This window comes from Chryseobacterium sp. UYP7 (genome assembly GCF_056279225.1).
In genome coordinates this window covers 247,291-272,460 of record NZ_JBWBQW010000002.1, presented here as the reverse complement: position 1 = coordinate 272,460, position 25,170 = coordinate 247,291, and the positions used below count along the sequence as shown (strand labels likewise).

The window sequence follows — 25,170 nt, the reverse complement described above, 5'->3', positions numbered from 1 at the left end:
AAAGTGAAAAACACTTTGCATCCCTTGCGTTTAGACCAATTTAAGTTTGAAGTAAAGGTAAAGTCTAATTGATAATGTATTTAAATTCACAGCACTGTCCTTTGTGACTTTGTGGTGAAAGTATTTACTCCTTTTTAAATTCACTAATAAAATGCAACTTCACATTCGGGAATTTCTCCTGCGTCATGTGAATCGTGAAAGAAGAATCAGCCAAAAATACAGGTTGACCATATTTATCTTTCGCCATAAAACGTTGTTTTAATCTTGCAAATTCCTTATATTCATCTGATTTTTCATCAGCTTCGATCCAACAGGCTTTATGAATTGAAAGTGGTTCGTAATTACATTTTGCACCATATTCATGTTCCAAACGATACTGAATAACTTCATATTGAAGTGCTCCAACCGTTCCGATAATTTTTCGGTTGTTCATGTCGAGCGTGAATAATTGCGCCACACCTTCGTCCATCAACTGATCGATTCCTTTTGCCAGTTGTTTCGCTTTCAATGGATCATCATTATTAATGTAACGGAAATGTTCCGGAGAAAAACTCGGTACCCCTTTGAAGGAGATTTTTTCGCCACCGGTCAAAGTATCACCAATTCTAAAATTTCCCGTGTCGTGAAGTCCTACGATATCTCCGGGGAAACTTTCGTCCACAATTTCTTTTTTGTCTGCGAAGAAAGCGTTTGGAGAAGAAAATTTCATTTTTTTGTTATCTCTAACCAATAAATAATTTTCATTTCTCTTGAATGTTCCAGACACGATCTTCACGAAAGCCAGTCTGTCGCGGTGTTTCGGATCCATATTCGCGTGGATCTTGAAAACGAATCCCGTAAATTCTTTTTCTTCCGGTTTTACAATTCGAGTATCGCTTTCTTTCGGTTGAGGTTTTGGCGCGATCTCGATAAAAGCATCCAAGAGTTCTCGAACTCCGAAATTATTCAAAGCAGAACCAAAGAAAACCGGTTGCAGATCGCCATTCAAATAATCCTGACGATTAAAAGGTGGATAAACAGTTTGCACTAGCTCGAGTTCTTCTCTTAATTCTGCAGCAGCTTTTTCTCCGATGATCTCATCAATTTTAGGATCATTGATGTCATCAAACTTAATGGCTTCGCCGACTTTTTGTTTCTTATCTTCTAAAAAAAGCTGAATATTATTTTCCCAGATATTATAAATTCCCTGAAAATCACTGCCCATTCCAATTGGTAATGAGAGCGGAACCACGGTTAAACCTAATTTTTGTTCTACTTCATCCAACAGATCAAATGCATCTTTTCCTTCACGGTCTAATTTATTAATGAAAACCAGCATCGGAATATTCCGCATTCGGCAAACTTTCACGAGTTTTTCCGTCTGTTCTTCGACTCCTTTTGCAACGTCGATCACGACGATCACAGAATCAACGGCAGTTAAAGTTCGGTAAGTGTCTTCCGCGAAATCCTTGTGACCAGGAGTATCGAGGATATTTATTTTATGATTTTTATATTCGAAAGCCAAAACTGAAGTCGCCACAGAAATTCCTCTCTGTCTTTCAATCTCCATAAAATCGGAAGTTGCTCCTTTTTTAATCTTGTTCGATTTTACCGCTCCAGCTTCCTGAATTGCGCCTCCAAAAAGAAGCAGCTTCTCTGTAAGCGTGGTTTTTCCGGCATCGGGATGCGAGATAATTCCGAAGGTTTTTCGTCGGTCTATTTGTTTGAGAAGTTCTGACATAATAAATTTTGAGATTGCAAAAATCGTTTATTTTTATCGAAAATGAAAATGCACCTTAACTTTGACTCTGTTGAAGAGTAACAAAATTCTTTCTATTTTGACTTGGTGGTGAAATAATTATCTTTGTTCAAAATTTAAGGAAATAGAAAGAGTGAGTTTAATCGAAAAAATAACCAATATTATTAATCAACTTCCCGAAAATAAGGTTGAAGAGATTTTTGATTTTGCTGCTTTCATTCTGAAAAAACATAAAGGAAGTTTATTATAAGATAACATTGCTGAACTTGTTGAACAAAGTAGATCGTGTAAATTTTTGAGAGAAGACGAAGTAGTATATTCGATTGCTGATGTAAGATTAAAATATGAAAATGATTAAAGGAGATATTGTTTTAATTCCTTTTCCATTTACGGATTTGTCGGGCAACAAATGTCGTCCTGCTGTAATTTTATTCTCAAAAGAATCCGATGTAACAGTTTGTTTTATTACTTCAAACATGAAATGGCGGGATTTTTCTGATATTGAAATATAAAAAACCGAAGCTAACGGGCTTAAAGTAGATTAAGTTTTAAAGGTTTCAAAAATTGCAACACTAGATAAATATTTATTAGTGGGGAAATTAGGGGTTTTAAATTCTTATGAAATCGCAGATATGAATGAAATCGTCGAAAACTTACTTAAATTAAAATAAATTGATGGAACAGAACGCTCTCAGAAAAAATTATATTTTCAATTGGCAAGGTGCCTTCGCTTTGGTTGGTGGCCTCATGGTCGGAAGCTCAATAATAGCGATCATCAATGTGATCTCTGTATTTATATTTCACGAAAATTTGCAGTATAAAGATTTTTATTTACTCCTCGCAAACGCGGCTGGATTTCTGGGTGCCATTTTCGCCTTCGATTATTTTATAGTTAGACCACAAACAGGCAGAAAACTGAATTTTAATTTTTCGCCCACTAATTTTTTAACCTATCTTTTAATATTTCCAATGATGCTCGGAATGATGTTTGTGGCTGAATTTATCAGTGCTCAAATCCCCATTTCGGGACCTGTTTTCGGTAAATTCTATGAATATTTTTCCAGATTAATGGAGCAAATGACGAATGATAAAAGAACATTAATTTTGCTCGCCGTTATTATGGCACCTATTTTTGAGGAAATTGTTTTCCGTGGAATTATTCAGAAAGGTTTGATTAATAAAGGCGTAAAACCCTGGAAAGCGATATTAATTGCTGCACTGGTTTTCGGTTTAGTTCATGGAAATCCGTGGCAGTTTGTTGGCGCTGTTCTACTCGGATCGGTTTTAGGACTGGTTTATTACAAAACAAAATCACTGCTTTTGTCGATTCTTTTGCATGCATTTAATAATTTAGTTTCTTCAATTTTAATATTTTACGGACATACCGAAAGCTTTGCGGAGACTTTTAAAGTTTCAGAATTACTGATTTTAGGAATTGGAGTTGTTCTATTAAGTGTTTTCTATTATTTATTTATGAAAAAATACCGCGTCCATTATTCTGAAAATTAAATATCTTCGACCATAACCTATTACTAATTACCCATTTTTTATGAATAAAGAAATCCTCATCGCCACGCACAACGATCACAAAAAAGAAGAAATTCAGCAGATCTTAGGAAGTGATTTTAAAGTGACCTCCTTAACTGATTACGATATTCACGACGAAATTGTGGAGGACGGAAATACATTTTACGAAAATGCACTCATCAAGGCAAAATACTGTTTCGAAAAAACGGGAAAAGCGAGTCTCGGCGATGATTCCGGTTTGGTGGTGGAAGCTTTAGACGGAAGACCCGGAATTTATTCCGCGCGTTATGCCGGAGATCATGATTTTGCGAAAAATATGGCAAAGGTTTTAGAGGAAATGAAGGATGTGGATAATCGAAAAGCCTATTTCGTTACGGTGATGTGTTTGATGGATGAAAGTGGTATCAATTATTTTGAAGGTCGCGTTTACGGCAATTTAACGCAAGAAATTCGTGGAGAAAAAGGATTTGGTTATGATCCGATTTTTATTCCGGAGAATTATGAAATCACTTTCGCTGAAATGACAGCGGAAGACAAAAATAAAATCAGCCATAGAAAACAGGCCATCGAAAAGTTTCTGGATTTTATGGAAAACTAAAACTTTGACTTTGTGGTTGAAAGATTTCCACAAACTACTTTTAGTAGTTTAATCAAAAACTTTCTGTTTAATTACGATTCTTTAAAATAAATTTAGTTATTCTGCACTGAAATTTTTTAGAGGAAAAATCGTATTTTTGCAACCTATTATAATTTAAAGATGTTAGAAAAGATTGAGAAATTATTGATCGAAGTAGGAAAATTCAGTACGACGAGTAAGGATGACATTGAACAGTTCCGCATAAAATTCAGTGGTAAAAAAGGTTTGATCAACGATATTTTAGCGCAGTTTAAAGAAGTTCCGAACGAACAGAAAAAAGAATTCGGACAGAAAATAAATTCATTAAAACAAGCCGTTGAAACCAAACTGGAAGATTTAAAAGGAGCCACAATTTCTAAGATCATCCTGGAAAAAGAAGATTTAACAAGACCTGGATTTCCGTCTGAATTAGGAACGCGTCATCCAATCAATTTGGTGAGAAATAAAATTACCGAGATCTTTAAATCCATTGGTTTTGCAGTTGCAGACGGACCGGAAATTGAAGACGACTGGCATAATTTTACCGCACTTAATTTACCGGAATATCATCCGGCGAGAGATATGCAGGATACTTTCTTTATCGAAACCGCTCCGGATATTTTGTTGAGAACACATACTTCTTCGGTTCAAATTAGCTACATGGAAGAAAACGAACCACCGATCAGAATTTTATCTCCGGGTAGAGTTTTTCGAAATGAAGCAATTTCTTCGCGTTCACACTGTATTTTCCATCAGATTGAAGGATTGTATATTGACGAAAATGTAAGTTTTGCCGATCTTAAACAAACGATTCAGTTTTTTACGACCGAACTTTTCGGAAAATCAAAAATCAGATTGAGACCTTCATATTTTCCTTTCACAGAACCATCTGCGGAAGTTGATGTTTATTGGGGTTTAAATTCTGAAACCGATTACCGGATTACCAAAGGAACGGGTTGGTTAGAAATCATGGGTTGCGGAATGGTTGATCCGGCAGTTTTGAAAAACGTCAACATCGACGCCGATAAATATTCGGGTTACGCTTTTGGAATGGGAATCGAAAGAATCGTAATGTTATTATATCAAATGAGCGACATTAGAATGTTCTTCGAAAATGACATTAGAATGTTGGAGCAGTATAAAAGCCTTTAATAGAAGAAAGAGTAGAAACTTGATCAACTCTTTTACACCAAATAGAAAAGCTTCTGGAAAATTCCGGAAGCTTTCTCATTTATAAAATAATTTAAAAAACTAGCTTTTATTTTTGAACCAGTTTTTTGTCTGATTGTAATCGATGTAATAGGTGACTTTTAAACTTAAAGTATTGTTCATCGGCTCATTAAATAAATTGGTAAAGTTTTTATTAAAATTTATTCTGGAATAACTCAAATAATTCTGCGCCGCATTTTGATATAGTAGTGTCAACTGACTTCCGGGTGCAAACCACCATGAGTATCGCAAATCAACGTTCCAGGAATTGTACGTCTGATTGTCGATGGAATAATTATCTACAGCAGCAACGCTTCCGTCATCCTGCAAAATACCGAAGCTTTTGTAATTTACTTCGCTGTAATAATGCCGTAAATTGAAACTGAGCGCCATTTTATTGTTGATCGTATATTTTGAACCGATTTCGTTAATCACCGTATTTCGGTTTCTATTCCCGATATAAATATTGTTCGCATCTTTCCCAGAAAACCCCTGTTCTTGATTGCTGATGTTATAAGTTGCCTCGTAACTCACAGAAAAGTGGTCGGAAACTCTGTAATTCAAAGCGATCTCATTATTTAATCTGTTTCGCCCTTTCTGATCATAAGCATAATAATCTGTACTTAAATTGTAAGTGAATTTTTTACGGTTGTCGGAATTAAACCAGATCCAGGGATTAATGTATGCCGGAATAAATAAATATTTCCCGAAAACACGCGGTTCGTAAAGATCATTTTCCCCATTTGGCGTGAATTGTAAACCGCCGCCAAAGTTTCTGAATTTTTTGTCCTGAAAATTGACATTGCTATTTACCTGGAAACCTTGAAAAAGATCACTGTTTAATCTTCGGGAATAATTTATATTCACGTTCAAATTAATATTATTAAATTTTTTTGAAGGCTGTAAAAGACCGTAGTGGTAATTTCCGTTGTAATGAATTTTATTTGTTTCACCGGTATAACCCAGATCATCAATATTATAATCTTTAGAGATCGCTTCTACACCAATTTCATAATTGCTTTTCCCAAATATTTTTTTAATTCCTCCAGTAATGTTGGTGCCAAAATTACCCGTTCCATCTTTCACGTAACTTCCGCGGAAACCTCCAAAAACATTGTATTTATTTTTTTTATCGGTCAGATCTGCCAATAACGCCGCTGCGTTTGCATCTCTGAAATCTCCTGCTCGGGTAACGTTTGTGTTGATCAGAGAAACAGACGAGTTGCCATTAAAACGCTGATCGAAAACCAAAACATTATAATTTGCTAGAGGTTCTATGGTTTCAAAACGAGTTTGTCCCGTAAGATCATTTTTAATTCCAACTTCGGTTTTTTTTGTAATGGCATTAAAGAAACCGATTCCTAAACCTTTATTTGTTCTTCCGGAAATTTTAGTGGCATTCAATAATTTTACTTTTTGAATATTTCCGACCATCGATTCATCTTCGCCAATGTTAGGATCCCTTGAGGGATAATCGCCAACCCGACGGGAATAAAATAAATTACCTTTGCTGAAGAGCTCCGTGCCTTCTGTAAAAAAAGATCGCTTTTCTGAAAATTGCTGTTCAAACGGACCGAGATTTAAGGTGTTATCATCAAAAGCAGTTTGACCAAAATCCGGAATTAAAGTAGTATCCAAAGTAAAAGCGTCATTAATTCCATATTTAACATCCATTCCACCATTTACACTTTTTGATGTCTTATGGTCGTAATTATTAATGTAAGTTGAAAAATAAGGTAAAAATGAAAGTCTTAAGGGCGGTTTAATGTTTTCGATCCCACTTAAAACACCGTCGTACAATAAAAATGATCCTTTTTTATTATCGATGAAATTCCAGGTAGATTTTACTTTCGTTCTTCGAATTAATCTTACGAAATTTAAACCCCATTCCTGAATATCTTTTTTCGGGAAGCGTAATTCTGAATAAGGAATCTTCATTTCAACGGTCCAACCATCGTTATCTATTTTTGCAGCGCTGTACCAAACTGCGCTCCAGTTGGAATCTTCGCCATAATCGTTGGTCATTTTCGCATCAAACTGAACGCCATTTGGCAAGACGATAAATTCTAAGCTCTGCTGTTTATCATTATATCCATTAATAACGACATCAAAAAAGTCATCGTTACCAACGTTGTCCCGCTCAACGAGTTCTTTCGCGATTTTGCCGGGTTCAGGATCAAACATTTTTGCCCCAAAATAAATTCCGGTATCGTCGTATAAAATTTTTACTACAGTTCTAAATTCTGATTCTACAGCCTTTCCATTTTGCGGTTGAAATTCTACAAAGTTTTGAGCAACCGGAGCATCTTTCCATGCTTCTTCGTCTAAAATACCATCAATTTTTACAGGTGATGTAATCTTTACGGCTTTAATGTTTTTGCGTAGTATAGAATCTTTTTCAATTTTCTGAGAAAAATAGAGTCCACACATTAAGAGAAATAAGGTGCTTAATAATCGAGCTTTCATGAGGTTTTTCGTTTTCTTGATAATAAGACAACGAGTCCTCATGTTTTGTTACATATGCAACAAAAAAAACCGACCGAAGCCGATTTTTGATTTTTCTCTTGAAATCTAATTAATTGATCTGCAAAGGATACTTTATATTTTTATAAGAGTCCAGTGTCGCTTTTAAAGAACCAACTGCTAATTCTGCCTGTACGGAAATCGGAACAAGATTTTGATCATTGCTCACCCAAAGCGTAACGCCTTCTTTATCTTTAAACACCCGACCACTGATGACTTGTGGAACGATCTTTAGACAGTTAATCGTACCAAATTTCGTTTTTACATTCTCGGTTCCCACGACTTTTAGCTGAAAAGGAAATAATTCGTCATCGATCCAAACGTTCAGCTTTTTTACAGTTCCTACTTTCAATTCACCTGGATCTAAACTTCTTAAATAATAAAACGCAGAAAGCATATCCTGAACATCTTTTACCGATTTTATAATTCTGGAATTATTTTTCTCCTTATCTGTTAAAATTAAAGTGTTATTACTATGATTGAAAACGGTCTGAAAATGCTGAGTATAGCCACCTTCTTTTACATTTCTAACATAATAACTTGGCAAACCTGTATTGTAATTGATAAAACTCTCATAATTATCTTCTACTTTAAAGAATGCGCGAACAGCACCGGTCGTTTTACCATAACCTTTTACGTAAAAGTGAGGTTTCCCCTGATAAGTGGTTTTGAGTGTTGTTAATGTGGCGGTCCCGGCATTTAAAAACCCGTAGTGAATTCTATAATTTAAAACCTCTCCGGATTGAATATTATCGAGCTTTTGAGCCTGACCAAACGTAAAAAATAATATGATAAATAAGCTAAAAATCTTTTTCATGGCTTTGCTTTTGCAAAAAATTTGCCACAAATGTAATGCTTTGATTTCACAGGGTTGTAAAATGATATTTGTCAGTCTTATGCAAACCGCGATTCTTTTATTTTTCTTAAATTTGCGCAACTAATTTTCTAAAAAAATCATCAATGATTACAACCGATATATTGATCATAGGAGCGGGACCAACGGGACTTTTTGCAGTTTTTGAGGCTGGTTTACTAAAAATGAAATGCCACCTGATCGATGCACTTCCGCAGCAGGGTGGACAGTTAACCGAATTGTATCCGAAGAAACCTATTTTCGACATTCCAGGATTTCCGTCGATTAATGCGGGGGAATTAGTTGGTAATTTAATGGAGCAGATCAAGCAGTTTCAGCCCGGGTTCACTTTAGGAGAAACCGCAAAAACCTTGACGAAATTAGAAGATGGTACTTTCGAAGTGATTACGAACAAAGGAACCGTTCATCGCGCGAAAGCTGTTGCTATCGCAGGTGGATTGGGAACTTTCGAGCCTAGAAAACCAGCTTTAGAAAATATCTGCGATTACGAGGAAAAAGGTGTAGAATATTTTATAAAAGAACCGGAACATTTCAGAAATAAAAAAGTGGTAATCGCCGGTGGTGGTGATTCCGCTTTAGACTGGAGTATTTTTCTTTCTGATATTGCAAGCGAAGTAACTTTAATTCACCGGCGAAATGAATTTCGGGGAGCTTTGGATTCTGTGGACAAAGTGCAGGAATTAAAGGATCAGGGTAAAATTACAATGATGACGCCGGCTGAAGTTACAGGTTTGAAAGGTGAAGGGAAACTTTCTGCTATCACCATTGAAAAAGAAGGCGAAACCTTCGATCTGGAAACCGATTATTTTATTCCACTTTTTGGATTAACGCCAAAATTGGGGGATCTTGCGAACTGGGGGCTGGAAATTGAAAAAAATGCCATCGTTGTCAACAACGCTTTGGACTATCAAACCAATATTCCGGGACTGTACGCGATCGGGGACATTAATACCTATCCGGGGAAACTTAAACTTATTTTATGTGGCTTCCACGAGGCAACATTAATGTGTCAAAGTGTCTACAATATGCTGAATCCAGGTAAAAAATATGTTTTAAAATATACGACGGTAAGTGGAATCGATGGTTTCGACGGAACCCGTAAAGAAGCTGAAAAAGCGGTCGTAAAAAAAATTGACTAGATTTCTCAGCTAAAAATAAACAGAAGCAATGCAGGATATAAATTTAAAAATTACAGACCGCAACGGCGAAACTCACGAGGTTATCGCACCCACGGATATGTCCATGAATTTAATGGAAGTGATCCGTTCCTACGAACTGGCAGAAGAAGGAACGATCGGTGTTTGCGGCGGAATGGCAATGTGTGCTTCCTGCCAGGTTTATGTTTTGGATGGCGCTGAAAAATTACAGGAAATGGGCGATGAAGAAGAAGCGATGCTTTCCGAAGCCTTCCATGTTCAGGATGGTTCGCGTTTAGGTTGCCAAATTCACATCACCTCGGAAATCGATGGATTAGAAGTCGCAATTGCGCCGTATCCGTAGAAATTAGAGCCAGGGTAAATGTTCAAAGAGCCAAGTTGAAAAACTTTTAAAATAATTTGATCCTGAATTTTTTTCAGGATTTTTTTATGGATACTTTTGAAAAGTAGAGGAGTCCTCAATTAAACTCTTAAAACTCCGCGAAAACCTCTTCCACCATAATAAGATTCGGCACCGTTGTGGTAAACAAAAACAGTATCAAACCGAAAATCGGCGAAGATCGATCCGCCTAATTTTCGAATTTTATCCGGAGTTTTGAGCCAGCTGGAAGTTTTCTTATCGAAGTTTCCCAATTTCTGCAATTCGCGATATTCCTCTTCGGTGAGAATCTCAATTCCCATCGCTTTTGCAGCGTCAACCGCATTATTTTTCGGTTTGTTTTCCTTTCGCTTGTCGAGTGCAGCTTTGTCGTAGCAAAAACTTCGGCGGCCTTTCGGACTCTCCGGTGCGCAGTCGTAGAAAAGATATTCGCCCGATTTTTGGTCTCTTCCGACAACATCAGGTTCGCCGCCACTTTCTTCCATTAAATTCAGAGAATCTAATTTCTTCGGATCCTGCTCTAATTTATTTTGAATTTCAGCCCACTTTAAATCTTCGTGTCTTTTCATATTCGATTCAAAACGCTCCTTTAAAATTTGTAGAAGAGTTTCGTAATTATTTTCTGCAGTCATTATTTCAACTTTAAAGTTTTTAATCTCTTAAAATTAAAACAATTTTTTAAATGGTATTAGAAGCAGAATGGAAAACGTGGAATCTTCATAAAAATTCATAAAGAATTCTGTTTCAGAGTGAATTGCATAATAATTGATGGCATCTAAGCCAACCAAATTAAATGCTATGAATAAGCTATTAAACGAAGACAAAAATTATAGAACGCTTGCCGGAAAAACGGTAGTGATCACGGGCGGAACAAGTGGAGTAGGAAGAGCGGCAGCTGAAGCGTTTGCCTTAGAAGGATGCAATGTTGTGGTGGGAGCTCGCGGACAAAAAGGGCTTGATGAAACCGTTGCACTCTGTCACGATCTGGGCGTAGTTGCTTTGGGCGTGTCAACCGATGTTTCTAAAGCGGAAGATGTAAATAATCTTGCGCAGCTGGCCTTACAATTTAATGGAAGAATTGATTTCTGGGTAAATAATGCCGGAGTTATGGCCAGTGGAAAATTCGAAGATATCCCTGTTGAAAGCATGGAGCAGGTGGTGAAGACTAATCTTCTGGGCTACATGCATGGTGCTTATGCAGTGTTGCCTATTTTTAAAAGACAAAAAGAGGGCGTTTTAATTAACAACGTTTCCATTGGTGGATGGATGCCGGCGCCATATTCTACGGCTTATTCCAGTACAAAATTTGGAATTCGTGGAATGGTTGAAGGTTTACAGGGCGAAGTTTCCGATGAACCAAACATTCATATCGTAGGATTGTATCCCGGCATTCAACGTTCTACAGGAAATACGCATTCAGCAAAATATTCCGGACTCGATTTTAAAATTCCACCTTTCTCAACAGATCCTAGAAAGCTCGCCGCGCAAATGGTAGAAGCAGCAAAAAATCCGAAAAAAAGCGTGATTACAGATGGTTATGCCCAAGTGATGAAAATTATGTACGGACTTTTTCCAAGAGCAATTATTAATACTGCGTCTGCTGCGATGAGGTTGGTCATGAAGCCTAATGCAGAAACCAACACCGACGGAAATGTTCAATATCCTTCGGAAAGTCCAATGCGTATTTATGGCGAAATGGCTCTTCCAGTGCCTTCCAAAAAAACAAAGACCATTTTGATGATGGGGCTTGGTCTTGGTCTGGGATTCTTGTTAACTACTTCCACCAATAAGAATGCAAAAAAGAAGATCAATAAAAAAGTAGACGCTAAATAAAAAGTTCTATTTCTTACAACAGACTATTTTCTAAATGTTGGATTATTTTTTGAGAAATTAATTGTCCAGCATTTTTCTTTTGGTAGAAATCGTGACCTTCGTTTTGAAAGATCTCTCTTTCTAAAATTAAATCTGAAAACCACTTTTTATTGGGTTGATAAGAGTCGTTTTCACCATAAAAAAGTTGAATAAATCCCGAGGGTTTTTCAATTTCTTTCCGAAGTCTGGTAGAAGATATAGCAAATAGATTCTCACAATTAATTCCTTCCAGCATCGATTTCCAGGCGATCAAACCACCAATACTGAAACCCAGAAGATAAATTTTTCCTTTCTCGAGTTTTTTTAAATTCTGTGCGGCTTTCTCAATTCCACCAGTTATAAAGTGCTGATGTATTAAATTTTCCTCATAATTCGACCCATCAATTTCTGCAAGTTCGCAAGAGTCGTAGTATTTGATGTCGAAGTGATCCTTTAATATTTCGGTATAATTCTTTACCCATTCCGACTTTCCTTTTCCCCAAAGGTCAGACAGAATTATTAATTGTGGTTTCGATTTTTTACTTTCCATTTTCAAAAATATAGAGATAAAAAAAGCAAAATGCGGCGTACACATTTTGCTTTTAAATTGATTGAAATTACTATTATTTCGCTGGAATATTCGCAAGTATTTCTTTTAAGAATCCCCAGAATTTCTGAACGGAAGGAATATTCGCTTTTTCGTCCGGTGAATGCGCGCCACGAATGGTGGGACCAAAACTAACCATTTCCATCTCCGGATAATTAGCGCCGATGATTCCACACTCTAAACCTGCGTGACAAGCGACAACCTGTGGTTTCGAACCAAAATCTTTTTCGTAGATCTTTTCCATCAGCTGAACAATTTCAGAACCTGGTTTGGGTTTCCAGCCTGGATAAGATCCACTGAATTCTACCTTCATTCCTGCCAGTTCAAAAACAGATTTCAATTGTTCAGCAACCGCATATTTAGTTGATTCTACGGAGGAACGGGAAAGATTCATAATCTGCAGTTCTCCATTTTTTAACGCTACTCTTGCAACGTTATTAGAGGTTTCTACTAAATCTGCAACATCGGGCGACATTCTGTAAACTCCGTTGTGTGCTGCTTTTAAAGCTAAAACTATTCTCTTTGAATCTTCTTCTGAAATTGCTTTTTCCGAACTCGTGAATGTTTCAATATTGATATGCAGGTCTTTCTCGATATCGGCAAATTCTTCTAAAATAGAAGTTTTCAATTCGTTCGCAGCTTCAATATATTCAATGGAATTTCTTACAGATATCACTGCATTTCCCTCTCTTGGGATCGCATTACGCAAACCGCCACCATCAATCGAGATCAACTGAAGGTTTTCGTTATTAATACCCGCAAATAAAAGCCGTCCCAGGATTACATTGGCATTTCCAAAACCTTTGTGAATATCCATTCCGGAATGTCCGCCTTGCAAACCTTTAACCGTTAATTTTACGATCTGTCCGGTAGCTGCTACCACTTCATATTTTTTTGATGCTGTTACGTCAACACCTCCCGCACAACCAATATCAATCTCATCATCTTCCTCCGTATCTAAATTCAATAGAATTTTCCCATGCAGCTGGTCCGCTTTCAAACCCATTGCTCCGGTCATTCCGGTTTCTTCATCGATAGTAAACAAAGCCTCTAAATCGGGATGTGCAAGATCACTGCTTTCTAAAATACTCATGATCGAGGCGACACCCAATCCGTTATCTGCGCCCAAAGTTGTTCCTTTTGCTTTTACCCAATCGCCGTCAACTTCCATTTGAATGCCCTGCGTTTCGAAATCGAAATTTACATCGCTGTTTTTCTGACAAACCATATCGAGGTGTGACTGCAAAACAATGGGTTTACGATCTTCCATTCCTTTGGTTGCAGGTTTTTTGATGATGACATTTCCTACTTCATCTACTTTTGTATCTAAGCCCAAATTTTCACCGAATTTCTTAATGAATTCGATTACTCTTTCTTCTTTTTTCGAAGGTCTTGGTACCGAATTTAAAGCGGCAAAATTTTTCCAGATTATTTGGGGTTCTAATTGTGATAGTTCCATTTTTTTTGAATTATTTATCTCAAATTTACAAATAAAAAAAGGCTCCCGAAAAATTCGAAAGCCTAAATTCTTAATTTTAATAGTATTTAACAGCCGCACTCTCCATAAATTGGAGTAATCAATTTTTCACCATCTTTAAATTGAACGGTCATGGTTCCTTCAAACATCATTACTTCTTCCAATTCCTTAATTTTTTTTCCTTTAATTTTTACAGAGAGTTTTTCGTTCTCAATATTTTTACTAAAGTTTTCCGGATCAAAATTATCTTTTGTAACAGGAATTTTGATCATTTTTCCCTCCGACTTTAAATAAGCATTATTGCCATAATCATCAATATAGACAAATTTCTCGGCTTCGAAATCGGCTTTGTTTTTCGCAAAATAACAAGAGCAACCTTCAACTTCGGCCGGAAATGAAAAAGTCTCAAGTTTGGAATTTTCCGCGATCGGTTTTGGAACTGGAACAGCAGCGTTAGTTATTTTTACAGGATCATTTTGTGCTACTTTTTGTTCTTTTTTGCAATAGAGCAGAGTCGTTAGAGTAACTAGAAATAAAAATCTCTTCATCAATGTTATATGTTTTTAACCTCTTGATCTTTCTAAAAGTACCATCATCAAAAAACTCAGAACGATAAGTGATTCATCTTCATCGTCGATATCAATTAGTCTGTCCAGTTGAAATCTTCTACCAATTAACGAAGGCATTTTTTTTAGTCTGAAGTATTCTTTACCTGCATTATCTTTAACAGTGTAGGACGGATTAAGGAAATATCCGGTAAACATTCCAACGATCGGAATTTCGCCTACGACACCATCTAAAACTTTCACCCAGCCGTTATCTTCGTTAATTTGATATTTTACTTTGTCATTGGCATCTACAACATCGTATTGCGATTTCCAGAGGGAACGCATTCCCTTGCGGGCAAGACGGCCGAAATTTTTCCCGTTCACAACGTCGGTAAGCGAATAAGATGCATTAAAATCGATCCACTGGTTGGCTTTAATTCTAAAAAGTTCCTGAGATTTGGTTTCATCATTAAAAACGATCACATCTTCTTTCAGTTTAAACATTTTTTGACGAACGTACGCCACATAATTTCCATTTTTATCGGTAATATTAAAGTCACTGGAAAGGGTTGTGATCTTGAATTTAAAATCGAGGGGATAATTAAGATTTTTTAGAACCATTATTTTTTACTTTTTTCAAAGATATAGAAAGAAGGCAGATTTAACCTTCTACTTCTGAATTTTATTGGATAATTCTTTCTTCAGCCAATCTCTGCAGATTTTGTTGAATTTTTAAATTTCGTTCATCAAATTTTAAGTACAACCTTACCTTCTTAATTTTGAATATTACATCTTGAATTCTATCTTTGCTCCATGGATTATCCGAGTAAAGTTTTGGCAAAGGCAGTAGATGAAATTTCCGGACTTCCCGGTATTGGCCGGAAATCGGCGTTGCGGCTTGCTCTGCATCTATTAAAACAGCCCGAAAGTCAGGCGATCGCTTTAGGAGATTCTTTAAAAAAACTCGTTACCGACATCAAATACTGTAAGGACTGCCATAATTTTTCTGATTCTGAAATTTGCGAGATCTGTGCAAATCCCAAAAGAAACGAAGAGATCTTGTGCGTCGTAGAAGATGTTCGTGATGTGATGGCTATTGAAAACACAGGAAAATTTCGTGGAAAATATCTTGTCCTGGGCGGAAAAATTTCTCCTATGGAAGGTATAGGTCCGAACCAGCTCAACATTTCTTCTATTGAGAGAAAACTCGAAAATAAAGAGGTCAAGGAACTGATTTTCGCTTTGAGTGCTACGATGGAAGGCGATACGACTTCTTATTATATTTATCGCAAATTCAAAAGCTTTGAAGTTAACTTTTCGACTATCGCGCGTGGAATTTCTGTAGGTGATGAACTGGAATATGCGGATGAGATCTCTTTGGGCCGTTCCATTCAGAACCGATTGCCATACAATGAAAAGGATTAGTATTAAGAAATTTTCATATTTTAGCGAGTGATTCCATAATTTAAAGATTAATACGCGTGATTTCTGTTATTATTCCAGTTTATAATGCCGAAAAGAGCATCGAAAAATCTTTAATTTCCATCAAAAATCAAACCTGGAAAGGTGATTTCGAAATCATTATTGTAAATGATGGATCAACAGATGGAAGTAAAAATATAATCGAAAACTATCAGAAAAAAAATTCCAGTCAAAATATTATTTTTCTCGAACAGGAAAATGGAGGAGTGTCGAAAGCTCGAAATGCAGCTCTAAAAATTGCAACCGGGGAGTATATTGCGCTTCTGGATGCCGACGACGAATGGTTGCCGGAGAAAACAGAAAAGCAGATGATGTTTTTGGAAAATGAAGATTTGGATGTTGATTTTCTTGCAACGAGACGAATTAATCATCAATTACTCTATCCATATAAAGTTGATTCACGCAATCTTGCAAAGATTACTTTCAGGAAGTTGATGTTTAGGAACGAGGCGCAACCATCAACAGTGATATTTACTGGAAAAATATTGCAAAATACAGGATTTTTCGACGAAAACCAGCGATATGGCGAAGATTTGAATTTTTGGTTAAAAATTTCTCTGAAAAATAAAATGTATATTTTGAATGAAGAATTGCTTCTCGCAGATTCCGGTAAAAGATCTTTTGGAGTTTCTGGTCTGTCTTCCCACTTGACCGAAATGGAGAAAGGTTTTCAAAAGAATCTCATTGAAATGTATCGTTCCAAGAGAATAGATCGCTTACAGTATCTTCTTTATTTTATTTTTTATAAGTTTAAATATATTGTTAGAATGAGCCGCAACACATATTTAAAAAAGAAAGGGAAATGAAATTGTCCATTATTATCGTCAATTATAACGTCACAAAGTTATTGAGAAACTGCCTTTCTTCAATTGAGAAATATGTGAAGAATTTTCCTTACGAAGTCATCATTATTGATAACAATTCTCCTGATTTGTCCTGGGTACAACTAAAGAACGAATTCCCTTTATTCAAATTTATTTCTTCAGAAACAAATGACGGGTTTGCCATCGCAAACAATAAAGCAATTAAAGAAGCGAATGGTGAATATTTGCTTCTTCTAAATCCGGATACCGAATTTGAGGGATATTACATGACCGATATTCTTGAATTTGCAGATGCAAAGAAAGATTTTGGATGTTTGGGAGTAAGAATGCATGACGCGGAGGGAAATTTTCTGCCAGAAAGTAAGCGCTCCGTTCCGGATATGTTCAATTCCTTTGAAAAACTTTTTACTAATTTTAAAAAAAATACGTCAAAATCATATTATCGACATGATATTAACGAGTATGAAATCGCAGAAGTAGAAGTCGTAACAGGCGCTTTTCTTTTAATTAAAAAAGACCTTTATGTTAAGATAGGTGGTTTAGATGAAAAATACTTTATGTATGGTGAAGATATTGACCTTTGCTTCACGTTGATCCAACAAAAGTATAAAAACTGGTACTACGGTAAATCATCAATCCTTCATCACAAAGGAGAAAGTACCATCAAGGATTTTAAATATCTTGAGAGGTTTTACGGTGCAATGCAGATTTTTGTGAATAAATATTATAGAACGCAGAAACCCATCCAATATGGAATGTTATCCGCTGGATTAAAACTGCGGCACACTATGGAAAAGAACAAAATAAAAAGAGACACAAATTAATGAGTCTCTTTTTTATAATTTTAAATACTTTTTCTTAATTTCCTGCTGGAGCCGGCGCACGTACTGGAACTGTAGTTGTGCTGTTAGTTCCTGGCGCGGTTTGTGGTGCTGGTGCTTCCTGTCTTGCTGGTGCCTTTTGCATACTGGCAGAAGGTTTTGCAGTCAAAATAACACTCAATAAAATAAGTACTACGATAATAGCTCCTAATCCCCATGTTGCTTTCTCCATAAAATCATTCGTACGCTGTACACCAAACTGTGCGGCAGAAGTTCCGCCAAAGGTTCCGGAAAGACCGCCGCCTTTAGGATTTTGTGCCATTACGATGATAATTAGTAAGATGCTCGCAATCATGATAAGGATCATGAATAATGTAAATATTGTAGTCATTATAATTTCTAGGTTTTCGAAGTGCAAATATAATCATAATTTTTAATATTGTGCACTAAAATGGATAATGAAACGATACAAATTCAATATTAATTTAAGAATATATGCGGTTGTAAGCCATGCAAATTCTAAATCTCGACTTCGTTTGAAGTGTTGATCTTAAAGCTATGAATTGGCTTATCACTTTTAAATAGAATAGAGAAAGATTAAAGCTTGTCCTTTTTATTCATTAAAATCGATCAACTTTACAATTGAAATTGTTAGAGAAATTCAGTTGAAAGTTAGACTCTAAGCGAAATTTTAATTTTTTAGAAATTTCTGTCAGATAACACATGCGGTCGAACGATTCGTTTTCCACGGCCTTTGATATGCCGGAATCTTCATTAATCTTAATGCCACTTTCATCGCATCTTAAAAAAGTTAAATTGAATTTGGTGTGAAGATTCTCAAGAAATTTAAGATCCTCCAGAGACAGTATATTTTCAGACATCGCTATTTTATTTTTTTATATAAATCACATATTTACAAAAATGATGCCTTTACGTTCCTAATTTACAAGTTTTTTTAGCTAATTTTTTGTATTTCTTCAATACTCTTTTTGGAAGAGAAATCGTTAAAATTTCCGTAAATTTGACACTCAATTTTTTGCACTTATGGATTACTTAAAAGGATTAAATGAAGCACAATATGAAGCAGTAACTTCGTTGGAAGGACCTTTGATGGTTCTTGCCGGTGCCGGTTCGGGTAAAACCCGTGTGCTTACCATGCGGATTGCTCATTTAATTACCAATTTGGTGGATCCTTTTAATATTTTGTCCCTTACTTTTACCAATAAGGCGGCAAAAGAAATGAAAGCACGTATCGCGAAAGTGGTCGGCGATAGTGAAGCGAGAAGTCTTTGGATGGGAACCTTCCACTCGGTATTTGCGCGTATTTTACGGAGTGAAGCCCACTATTTGGGTTTTCCCTCTAACTTTACGATCTATGATTCTCAGGATTCACTAAACGTCATTAGAAAAGTATTAAAAGAACTTAATATTGATGGCGATCTGTATAAACCTAAAAAGGTTCAGGCGAGAATTTCCAATTACAAAAATAATCTCATCACGGTGAAAGCGTATTTCAGTAATCCAGAATTAATGGAAGCTGATGAGCGTGCGAACATGAAACATATTGGTAAGATATATCAGAAATATGTAGATGTTTGCTACCGAAATGGAGCGATGGATTTCGATGATCTATTATTAAAAACCAACGAATTGCTCACACGATTTCCGGAAGTATTGGCAAAATATCAGGATCGTTTTCGCTACATTTTAGTTGATGAGTACCAGGATACAAACCACTCCCAGTATTTGATCGTAAAAGCTTTGGCGTCGAAATTTGAAAACATTTGTGTGGTTGGTGATGATGCGCAGTCGATCTATTCGTTTCGTGGAGCGAATATTTTAAATATTCTCAATTTCAAGAAAGATTATCCGGATGCCAAAACAGTATCCTTGGAACAGAATTACCGTTCTACTCAAAATATTGTGAATGCCGCCAATGTTGTTATTTCTAAAAACGTTCAGCAGTTCAAGAAAAATGTTTTTAGTGAAAATGAAGAAGGAGAAAAAATAAAAGTTTATCGCTCGCTTTCCGATGCTGACGAAGCCAGTTTTGTCGCCTCAAACATTTGGGAACTTCACAATTCTGCCCAACGAAAATTTACAGATTTTGCGATTTTATACAGAACAAATTCCCAGACCCGGGCTTTTGAAGATTCTTTGCGTCGGAAAAATATTCCTTACCGCGTTTATGGTGGACTTTCCTTCTACCAAAGAAAAGAGGTGAAAGATCTTGTCGCTTATTTACGGCTTTTAGTGAATGAAAATGATAGTGAAGCATTAACGAGAGTAATTAATTATCCAGCGCGTGGAATTGGAGAAACGACGCAAAATAAGCTGATCGTATTTGCTGATTCTCAGAATATTTCGGTTACAGAAGTTTTAGGCAATCTCGGTTTTTATGCGCCAAGATTGAATTTAAATAATGGAATTCTTACCAAACTTTCCGATTTCTGGTCTATGATCAAGGCTTTTCAGGTCTTGTTGAAAGAAGAAAATGCCTATAATCTAACCATGGAAGTGGCAAAGAGAAGTGGTCTCATCAAATTCCTAAAAGATGATCAAACTCCCGAAGGAATTTCGCGTGTAGAAAATGTTCAGGAATTAATGAATTCCATGCAGGGTTTTATCGAGGAGCAGCAACAGATAGAAGATGGTGATCCGTCGCTTTCTAATTTTCTGGAAAACATTGCGCTTTCCGCAGATACGCAAAGCGATAAAAATGACGATACCGACAAAGTTTCTTTGATGACGATTCACCTTTCTAAAGGTCTAGAGTTTCCGGTGGTGCATTTGGTAGGTTTAGAAGAAAATCTATTTCCGAGTTTTATGAGTTCGTCAACGCGCGAGGAAGTAGAAGAGGAGCGGCGATTATTTTATGTGGCTTTGACCAGAGCAGAAAAGCAGGCTTTCTTTTCTTATGCGATCTCCCGTTTTCAGTGGGGAAAAATTACAGATGCGGAACCGTCGCGATTTTTAAGTGAAGTCGATTCCCAATATTTGGAATTTATTAACCCTGCCATGGAAAGCAGGTTTGTAAATCATTCCGGCATCACCTCCAATATTTTTGATGATCAGCCGAGTGAACCTCGATTTTATAAGAAGAAAGAGGAAAAGAAATCCCTTCAAAGAAACGAATCAATCCCAATTCCACAGAATTTAAAACCTGTTGCGACCGCTAAAATCATCAATCCAAGTGGAAATTCTTCCCAGGATATCGAAGTCGGCGACAAAGTTCGCCATGACCGTTTTGGGGTTGGAGAAGTTATTTTCCTGGACGGGACAGATGCGCAAAACATTAAAGCGAAGGTGAAATTCCAGCATGAAGGTGAGAAAAATTTGATCTTGAAGTTTGCGAAGCTGACGAAGATTTGATAGTTCCTTCAAATAAAAATATAAAGAGAGCTTTCAATTTGAAGGCTCTCTTTTTATTTTCTTTTTACTACAGAAAGAATTTTCACCCTTTTCATGAAGTAACTATTTCACCAATTCCTCAAACAATCTCTCAAAAGTCAAATCCAAATCCTTTGTCTTTCCAGGATGCGGACGGGAAGTTTGGACCACCGAACTTCTAACTGCCGTTAACCAGCGGAATCTTTCCGGAATTTCCAGCTTTGCAATTTCGCCGCCGTCTTTTGTGCCGTTTGCGACCTTCTCGAAACTTTCCAGGTTTTGCTGAATATCCTCAAAATCCATTTTACTCTGCATGAGTTCAAATTTTTTCGGACAAATACTGAATTCGATGCGGATATATTTCTGCTTTTTCGAAAACATAACAAGACCGATATTGAAAAATTCTTCCCGCTCCACCTTCGGCAAGAAGCGTATTACCGCGTATTCGTATAATTTATCCTCTTGCATTTTGGGCTTCTTTTAAAAAGATTTCGGAATGGGCTAATCTCGTCTTCAAAAATTGAAAATAGACTTCTCTAATTTCTTCCGGTGATTCGTCGGCATCGTTCCACTGTAACCAATCTTCTGGAATGAGATTGACTAAACTCCGAAAAAATTCATCGTTCAAATTTTCTTTTGCAAAAAGATCTGTTTCCTCCAGTTTAGTGGCTTGTGAAAGTAGGACGTGATCCTTAATATATTTGAAAGGCGTCTTTGCTGCAGCATCGAAATTTTGCCAGGAATGATGAAAATAAAAGGAAGCGCCGTTATCGATGATCCACAATTCTTTATGCCACATTAACAAATTTGTATTCTTGAAAGTCCGGTCGATATTCGTGATAAAAGCATCCAGCCAAACAATTTTAGATGCCAGAAATTCATCAACTTTCACTGAAGAATCGTACGCAATGGCGCCGGAAAGAAAGTGCAATCCTAAATTTAAACCTTCCGAAAATTTTAACAGATCCTGAATTTCTTCATCGGCTTCCGTTCTTCCGAAATCAACATCAAGATTTGCAAAAACCAATTCAGGAACGGGAAGTCCGAGCTTTAAAGCGATCATTCCACCGAGCAATTCGGAGATCAACATTTTTACGCCATGTCCGGCACCGCGAAATTTTAAAACATATTTAAAATCGTCGTCAGCTTCTGCCAATGCCGGTAGAGAACCACCTTCGCGCAAAGGCAAAATATAGCGCATTACGGTAACCGTTCGTAAGGATAAGTCGTTCGTCATAAAACAAAAATACAAAAAAAGGTTTGAGTTTCGAGATGCGAGATGCTAGTTGCAAGTTTTGCGATGTAAGTTTTTAAATTTTCAAATAGAAAGAGTAAAACCCGGATATTTCAGGTTTAACCTCGAAACCCGAAGCTCGAACACTGTAACTCCGCTCAGTCATTATGATAGGGTTTTCCCTGTAAGATCTGATCGGCACGGTACAATTGCTCCACAAAAAAGAGCCGAATCATTTGATGGGTAAAAGTCATTTTCGAGAGGGCGATCTTTTCGTTGGCACGCTCGTAAATTTCTTCTGAAAAGCCATAAGCTCCGCCGATAAAAAAAGAAACCTTTTTAACTGACGAATTCATCCAGTGGTCGATTTTGGTCGAAAATTCGCGGCTCGTAAACTGTTTCCCTTTTTCGTCGAGAAGAACAATAAGATCTGCATTCTCACTACCATTCAAAAATAATTTTCCTTCCTCTTTTTTCAAAAGTTCGGGCGAAAGATTCTTCGCGTTTTTAACGTCGGCAATTTCTGTCATTTCGAAATTCCAGTGTTTTGGCAAACGGTTTTGGTAATATTTAATGAGATTTAAAATTTCCTTATCATCGGTTTTACCAATGCATACTAGATTGATTCGCATTTCTTATCTTTGTGCTGCAAATATAGATTAATGGGCTTTAAAACACCTAAATTCCTTCTCAAAATCCATGAATTTCTCAACGAACTTCATATTCCTTTTTTAGGGATATCGTTGTGGGAAATGTTCGAAATTTACGGGAAAGGAGTTTTTAAGATGCAGATCGGCCGTATCGCCGCAAGCATTTCCTGGAGTTTCTTTTTAAGTCTCTTCCCGTTCATTCTCTTTTTTCTGTCTCTTTTACCTTACTTGCCACACTACGACAAGCTTCAGTTCTATATTTTTGAGGTATTGATGCATAATATTTTTCCGTCGCACATACAACGCGATGTAACGGGTTATATTAGGGAATTTATCATTCCGAACATGAAAAACATTAGCAATCTGACCATTATTTTCGCCATGGTTTTTGCGGTAAACGGCACACATTCCCTGATCAACGGCTTTAATTTAAATACGAACCTGCAGCGTGGCGCAGTAAAGGAATATCTGGTGGCGTTTGTGATCACCATTGCGTTTATCTTACTTGTCGTCGCTTCTTTGCTGGGCGTTTATTATAGCGAAGTGGTGCTGAAACTCTTTACGCCGCAAATAAATATTTCCTGGTTTGTTGATAATCTATCGAAGATCATTGGATTTATTTCTTTTCCGATATTTTATTTTATATTGCTTGCTCTTTTTTATTGGGTTGGATGTTTAAAGATCACCACTTTTAAACAAGCAATGCCGGGCGCGATCTTGACCACCGCTTTATTTATGTTGCTGACCTATCTGTTTGCGATTTATGTTAAAGACTTTGCGAGGTACAACGTATTGTACGGCTCCATTGGCTCCATTATTCTGGTCATGGTTTGGGTGAATATCAATATTATTCTCATTCTTTTGGGGAATGAATTAAATATTGCGATTAAGAAAGTTCGCGTAGAAAAAATGATTGCCGACGAAATGAAATCAAATGCAGCTAATTATGATTCCGGTCTTTTGCCGGATCTGGATTAGATTGAAAGCATATCTATTTGCTTTAATGACTATTTCCTTCTTTTGGTTTTGAAGTTCTATTAAAAGCTCTCCAATTTCATAACAATTCTTCAGAATCAAAGTTGAGCTTTATTCTTTTTGAAGTTTTCTTTTTCCAACAAATTTAAGCAGAGAATATCCTGCGATTCCTGATAGGATCGAGGCTACAAGAATTGCAAATTTTGCTTCATCCTGAATTGCCGTGTTGTTTTTGAAGGAAAGTAAGGCGATAAAAATTGACATTGTAAATCCTATTCCTGCCAAAAGTCCGGCTCCCAACATTTGACTCCAGGAACTTTTATCGGGCAGATTGCTGATCTTTAATTTGATAAATATCCAGGAGAATAAATTGATCCCAACTACTTTCCCTACAAATAAGCCGAAGATAATTCCATAGCCAAAATTGCTGAAAAGATGATCAACCATTCCTTCCTTGAATCTGATATTGGTATTTGCCAAAGCAAAAAGTGGCATTATTAAAAAGTTTACAGGAAGATGAAGTCCCTGTTCTAATTTTTCGAGAGGAGAAATTTCGGTAACTGAACTGTTTGTAGGAATGGTAAAAGCGAGCAAAACTCCCGCAATCGTCGCATGAATACCGGAATGGTGCATAAAATACCATAGAAAAATACCCGGAATTAAATAGAAAACATGCTTCTTGAAATTCAAAAAATTGAGAATAATTAATATTGCAACTATTAAGGCGCTCAAACCAAGATAGTCCCAGTGAATTTGTTCCGTGTAAAAAATTGCGATCACTACAATTGCTCCCAGATCATCAACAATTGCCAATGCTGCTAGAAATATTTTAAGAGATAAAGGTACTTTTCGGCCCAACATTGAAATAATGGCCAGGGAAAAAGCAATATCTGTCGCCATCGGAATTGCCCAACCTTTTTCATAATCCGATCCCTGATTAAAGAAAAAATAGATCAAACCGGGAACTAACATTCCGCCGACTGCCGCAAATATGGGTAACGACGCACTTTTAAAGGTAGAAAGTTCGCCTTCAACGATTTCCCGTTTGATCTCTAAACCTACAAGCAAAAAGAAAATTGCCATTAAACCATCATTGATCCAAATGCTTAAAGGATAATTAAGGTGAAAAATTTCAGTGCCAATTTTTTGATCCAGTAATTCCTGAAATGCCGCTCCCATAGAAGAATTGGCGATCATTAATGATACTCCAACACACAGGATGAGCAGAATTCCTGAAGATTGGGAACTGTCTAGAAATTTTCTAAAATAATTGGTAATGAGCATAAAT

26 protein-coding genes are annotated in these 25,170 nt (G+C 36.6%); 12 read left to right on the top strand and 14 right to left on the bottom strand.

The features are described from left to right. Positions 1-124 precede the first annotated feature (124 nt). Positions 125-1,720, bottom strand: coding sequence for a peptide chain release factor 3 (locus ACZ9HT_RS05555; protein WP_476039468.1), 1,596 nt, complete (start codon positions 1,718-1,720; stop codon positions 125-127). 362 nt (positions 1,721-2,082) lie between these two features. Between ACZ9HT_RS05555 and ACZ9HT_RS05550 the strand changes: the two genes are divergently transcribed. The 4 genes from ACZ9HT_RS05550 to pheS all read left to right on the top strand — a co-directional run bounded on the left by ACZ9HT_RS05550 (position 2,083) and on the right by pheS (position 5,033). Then, on the top strand, positions 2,083-2,250 hold the full coding sequence (locus ACZ9HT_RS05550) for a hypothetical protein (protein ID WP_476039467.1): 168 nt from the start codon (positions 2,083-2,085) through the stop codon (positions 2,248-2,250). Positions 2,251-2,413: 163 nt separating this feature from the next. After that, complete coding sequence (locus ACZ9HT_RS05545) at positions 2,414-3,247, top strand: lysostaphin resistance A-like protein (RefSeq protein ID WP_476039466.1); 834 nt, start codon at positions 2,414-2,416, stop codon at positions 3,245-3,247. Positions 3,248-3,287: 40 nt separating this feature from the next. Then, the gene (rdgB, locus tag ACZ9HT_RS05540) at positions 3,288-3,863 is read left to right on the top strand and encodes an RdgB/HAM1 family non-canonical purine NTP pyrophosphatase (RefSeq protein WP_476039465.1); all 576 of its coding nucleotides are present in this window, start codon (positions 3,288-3,290) and stop codon (positions 3,861-3,863) included. Positions 3,864-4,022: 159 nt separating this feature from the next. Beyond that, on the top strand, positions 4,023-5,033 hold the full coding sequence (gene pheS, locus ACZ9HT_RS05535; protein WP_476039464.1) for a phenylalanine--tRNA ligase subunit alpha: 1,011 nt from the start codon (positions 4,023-4,025) through the stop codon (positions 5,031-5,033). 99 nt (positions 5,034-5,132) lie between these two features. Here pheS and ACZ9HT_RS05530 read toward each other — a convergent pair whose 3' ends face one another. Then, positions 5,133-7,556 (bottom strand): DUF5916 domain-containing protein, encoded by a 2,424-nt coding sequence (locus tag ACZ9HT_RS05530; protein WP_476039463.1) that lies wholly within the window; start codon positions 7,554-7,556, stop codon positions 5,133-5,135. A 109-nt stretch (positions 7,557-7,665) separates the two neighbouring features. Continuing rightward, a complete protein-coding gene (locus ACZ9HT_RS05525; protein ID WP_476039462.1) occupies positions 7,666-8,430 on the bottom strand; it encodes a DUF3108 domain-containing protein in 765 nt (254 codons plus the stop codon). Positions 8,431-8,573: 143 nt separating this feature from the next. Between ACZ9HT_RS05525 and ACZ9HT_RS05520 the strand changes: the two genes are divergently transcribed. Continuing rightward, positions 8,574-9,626 (top strand): NAD(P)/FAD-dependent oxidoreductase, encoded by a 1,053-nt coding sequence (locus tag ACZ9HT_RS05520; protein WP_476039461.1) that lies wholly within the window; start codon positions 8,574-8,576, stop codon positions 9,624-9,626. A gap of 28 nt (positions 9,627-9,654) precedes the next feature. After that, entirely contained in the window at positions 9,655-9,987 is a 333-nt protein-coding gene (locus ACZ9HT_RS05515) for a 2Fe-2S iron-sulfur cluster-binding protein (RefSeq protein WP_476039460.1), read from the top strand. Positions 9,988-10,106: 119 nt separating this feature from the next. Here ACZ9HT_RS05515 and ACZ9HT_RS05510 read toward each other — a convergent pair whose 3' ends face one another. Then, on the bottom strand, positions 10,107-10,655 hold the full coding sequence (locus ACZ9HT_RS05510; protein ID WP_476039459.1) for a DUF4256 domain-containing protein: 549 nt from the start codon (positions 10,653-10,655) through the stop codon (positions 10,107-10,109). 166 nt (positions 10,656-10,821) lie between these two features. On the opposite strand from ACZ9HT_RS05510, the gene ACZ9HT_RS05505 reads away from it, so the two are divergent. Beyond that, entirely contained in the window at positions 10,822-11,856 is a 1,035-nt protein-coding gene (locus tag ACZ9HT_RS05505; protein ID WP_476039458.1) for an SDR family NAD(P)-dependent oxidoreductase, read from the top strand. Between the two features lie 13 nt (positions 11,857-11,869). Here ACZ9HT_RS05505 and ACZ9HT_RS05500 read toward each other — a convergent pair whose 3' ends face one another. The 4 genes from ACZ9HT_RS05500 to ACZ9HT_RS05485 form a co-directional block, all read right to left on the bottom strand. Continuing rightward, entirely contained in the window at positions 11,870-12,424 is a 555-nt protein-coding gene (locus ACZ9HT_RS05500) for an alpha/beta hydrolase (RefSeq protein ID WP_476039457.1), read from the bottom strand. Positions 12,425-12,497: 73 nt separating this feature from the next. After that, complete coding sequence (locus ACZ9HT_RS05495; protein WP_476039456.1) at positions 12,498-13,940, bottom strand: aminoacyl-histidine dipeptidase; 1,443 nt, start codon at positions 13,938-13,940, stop codon at positions 12,498-12,500. 86 nt (positions 13,941-14,026) lie between these two features. Next, the gene (locus tag ACZ9HT_RS05490; protein ID WP_476039455.1) at positions 14,027-14,506 is read right to left on the bottom strand and encodes a hypothetical protein; all 480 of its coding nucleotides are present in this window, start codon (positions 14,504-14,506) and stop codon (positions 14,027-14,029) included. A gap of 15 nt (positions 14,507-14,521) precedes the next feature. Beyond that, positions 14,522-15,127: an LURP-one-related family protein gene (locus ACZ9HT_RS05485; RefSeq protein WP_476039454.1), complete on the bottom strand. Its 606-nt coding sequence runs from the start codon at positions 15,125-15,127 to the stop codon at positions 14,522-14,524. Positions 15,128-15,319: 192 nt separating this feature from the next. Between ACZ9HT_RS05485 and recR the strand changes: the two genes are divergently transcribed. From recR to ACZ9HT_RS05470, 3 genes are read left to right on the top strand one after another with little or no spacing between them, the layout of a single operon-like run. Next, on the top strand, positions 15,320-15,931 hold the full coding sequence (gene recR, locus ACZ9HT_RS05480; RefSeq protein ID WP_476039453.1) for a recombination mediator RecR: 612 nt from the start codon (positions 15,320-15,322) through the stop codon (positions 15,929-15,931). 56 nt (positions 15,932-15,987) lie between these two features. Then, positions 15,988-16,794 (top strand): glycosyltransferase family 2 protein, encoded by an 807-nt coding sequence (locus tag ACZ9HT_RS05475; RefSeq protein WP_476039452.1) that lies wholly within the window; start codon positions 15,988-15,990, stop codon positions 16,792-16,794. Next, positions 16,791-17,636 (top strand): glycosyltransferase family 2 protein, encoded by an 846-nt coding sequence (locus ACZ9HT_RS05470; protein WP_476039451.1) that lies wholly within the window; start codon positions 16,791-16,793, stop codon positions 17,634-17,636. Before ACZ9HT_RS05475 ends, ACZ9HT_RS05470 begins: the two co-directional genes overlap by 4 nt. Before the next feature lie 34 nt (positions 17,637-17,670). Here the strand turns inward: ACZ9HT_RS05470 and secG are convergent, their stop codons facing one another. Both secG and ACZ9HT_RS05460 read right to left on the bottom strand, forming a co-directional pair. Next, entirely contained in the window at positions 17,671-18,024 is a 354-nt protein-coding gene (secG, locus tag ACZ9HT_RS05465) for a preprotein translocase subunit SecG (RefSeq protein ID WP_476039450.1), read from the bottom strand. 229 nt (positions 18,025-18,253) lie between these two features. Continuing rightward, positions 18,254-18,514 carry a hypothetical protein gene (locus ACZ9HT_RS05460; RefSeq protein WP_476039449.1) on the bottom strand — a complete coding sequence of 87 codons (261 nt, stop codon included), beginning with the start codon at positions 18,512-18,514 and terminating at the stop codon, positions 18,254-18,256. A 163-nt stretch (positions 18,515-18,677) separates the two neighbouring features. Between ACZ9HT_RS05460 and ACZ9HT_RS05455 the strand changes: the two genes are divergently transcribed. Beyond that, on the top strand, positions 18,678-21,005 hold the full coding sequence (locus tag ACZ9HT_RS05455) for an ATP-dependent helicase (protein ID WP_476039448.1): 2,328 nt from the start codon (positions 18,678-18,680) through the stop codon (positions 21,003-21,005). A 102-nt stretch (positions 21,006-21,107) separates the two neighbouring features. Here ACZ9HT_RS05455 and ACZ9HT_RS05450 read toward each other — a convergent pair whose 3' ends face one another. The 3 genes from ACZ9HT_RS05450 to rlmH form a co-directional block, all read right to left on the bottom strand. Further along, positions 21,108-21,491 (bottom strand): DUF3037 domain-containing protein, encoded by a 384-nt coding sequence (locus tag ACZ9HT_RS05450; RefSeq protein ID WP_476039447.1) that lies wholly within the window; start codon positions 21,489-21,491, stop codon positions 21,108-21,110. Continuing rightward, entirely contained in the window at positions 21,478-22,260 is a 783-nt protein-coding gene (locus ACZ9HT_RS05445) for a HipA family kinase (RefSeq protein WP_476039446.1), read from the bottom strand. The genes ACZ9HT_RS05450 and ACZ9HT_RS05445 overlap by 14 nt, the downstream gene beginning before the upstream one ends. Positions 22,261-22,415: 155 nt before the next feature. Further along, entirely contained in the window at positions 22,416-22,889 is a 474-nt protein-coding gene (gene rlmH, locus ACZ9HT_RS05440; protein ID WP_476039445.1) for a 23S rRNA (pseudouridine(1915)-N(3))-methyltransferase RlmH, read from the bottom strand. A gap of 30 nt (positions 22,890-22,919) precedes the next feature. Here rlmH and ACZ9HT_RS05435 point away from each other — a divergent pair, with 30 nt between their 5' ends. Continuing rightward, entirely contained in the window at positions 22,920-23,885 is a 966-nt protein-coding gene (locus tag ACZ9HT_RS05435) for a YihY/virulence factor BrkB family protein (protein ID WP_476039444.1), read from the top strand. Positions 23,886-23,993: 108 nt separating this feature from the next. Here ACZ9HT_RS05435 and nhaA read toward each other — a convergent pair whose 3' ends face one another. Further along, positions 23,994-25,166: a Na+/H+ antiporter NhaA gene (gene nhaA, locus ACZ9HT_RS05430; RefSeq protein WP_476039443.1), complete on the bottom strand. Its 1,173-nt coding sequence runs from the start codon at positions 25,164-25,166 to the stop codon at positions 23,994-23,996. Between the last annotated feature and the right edge of the window lie 4 nt (positions 25,167-25,170).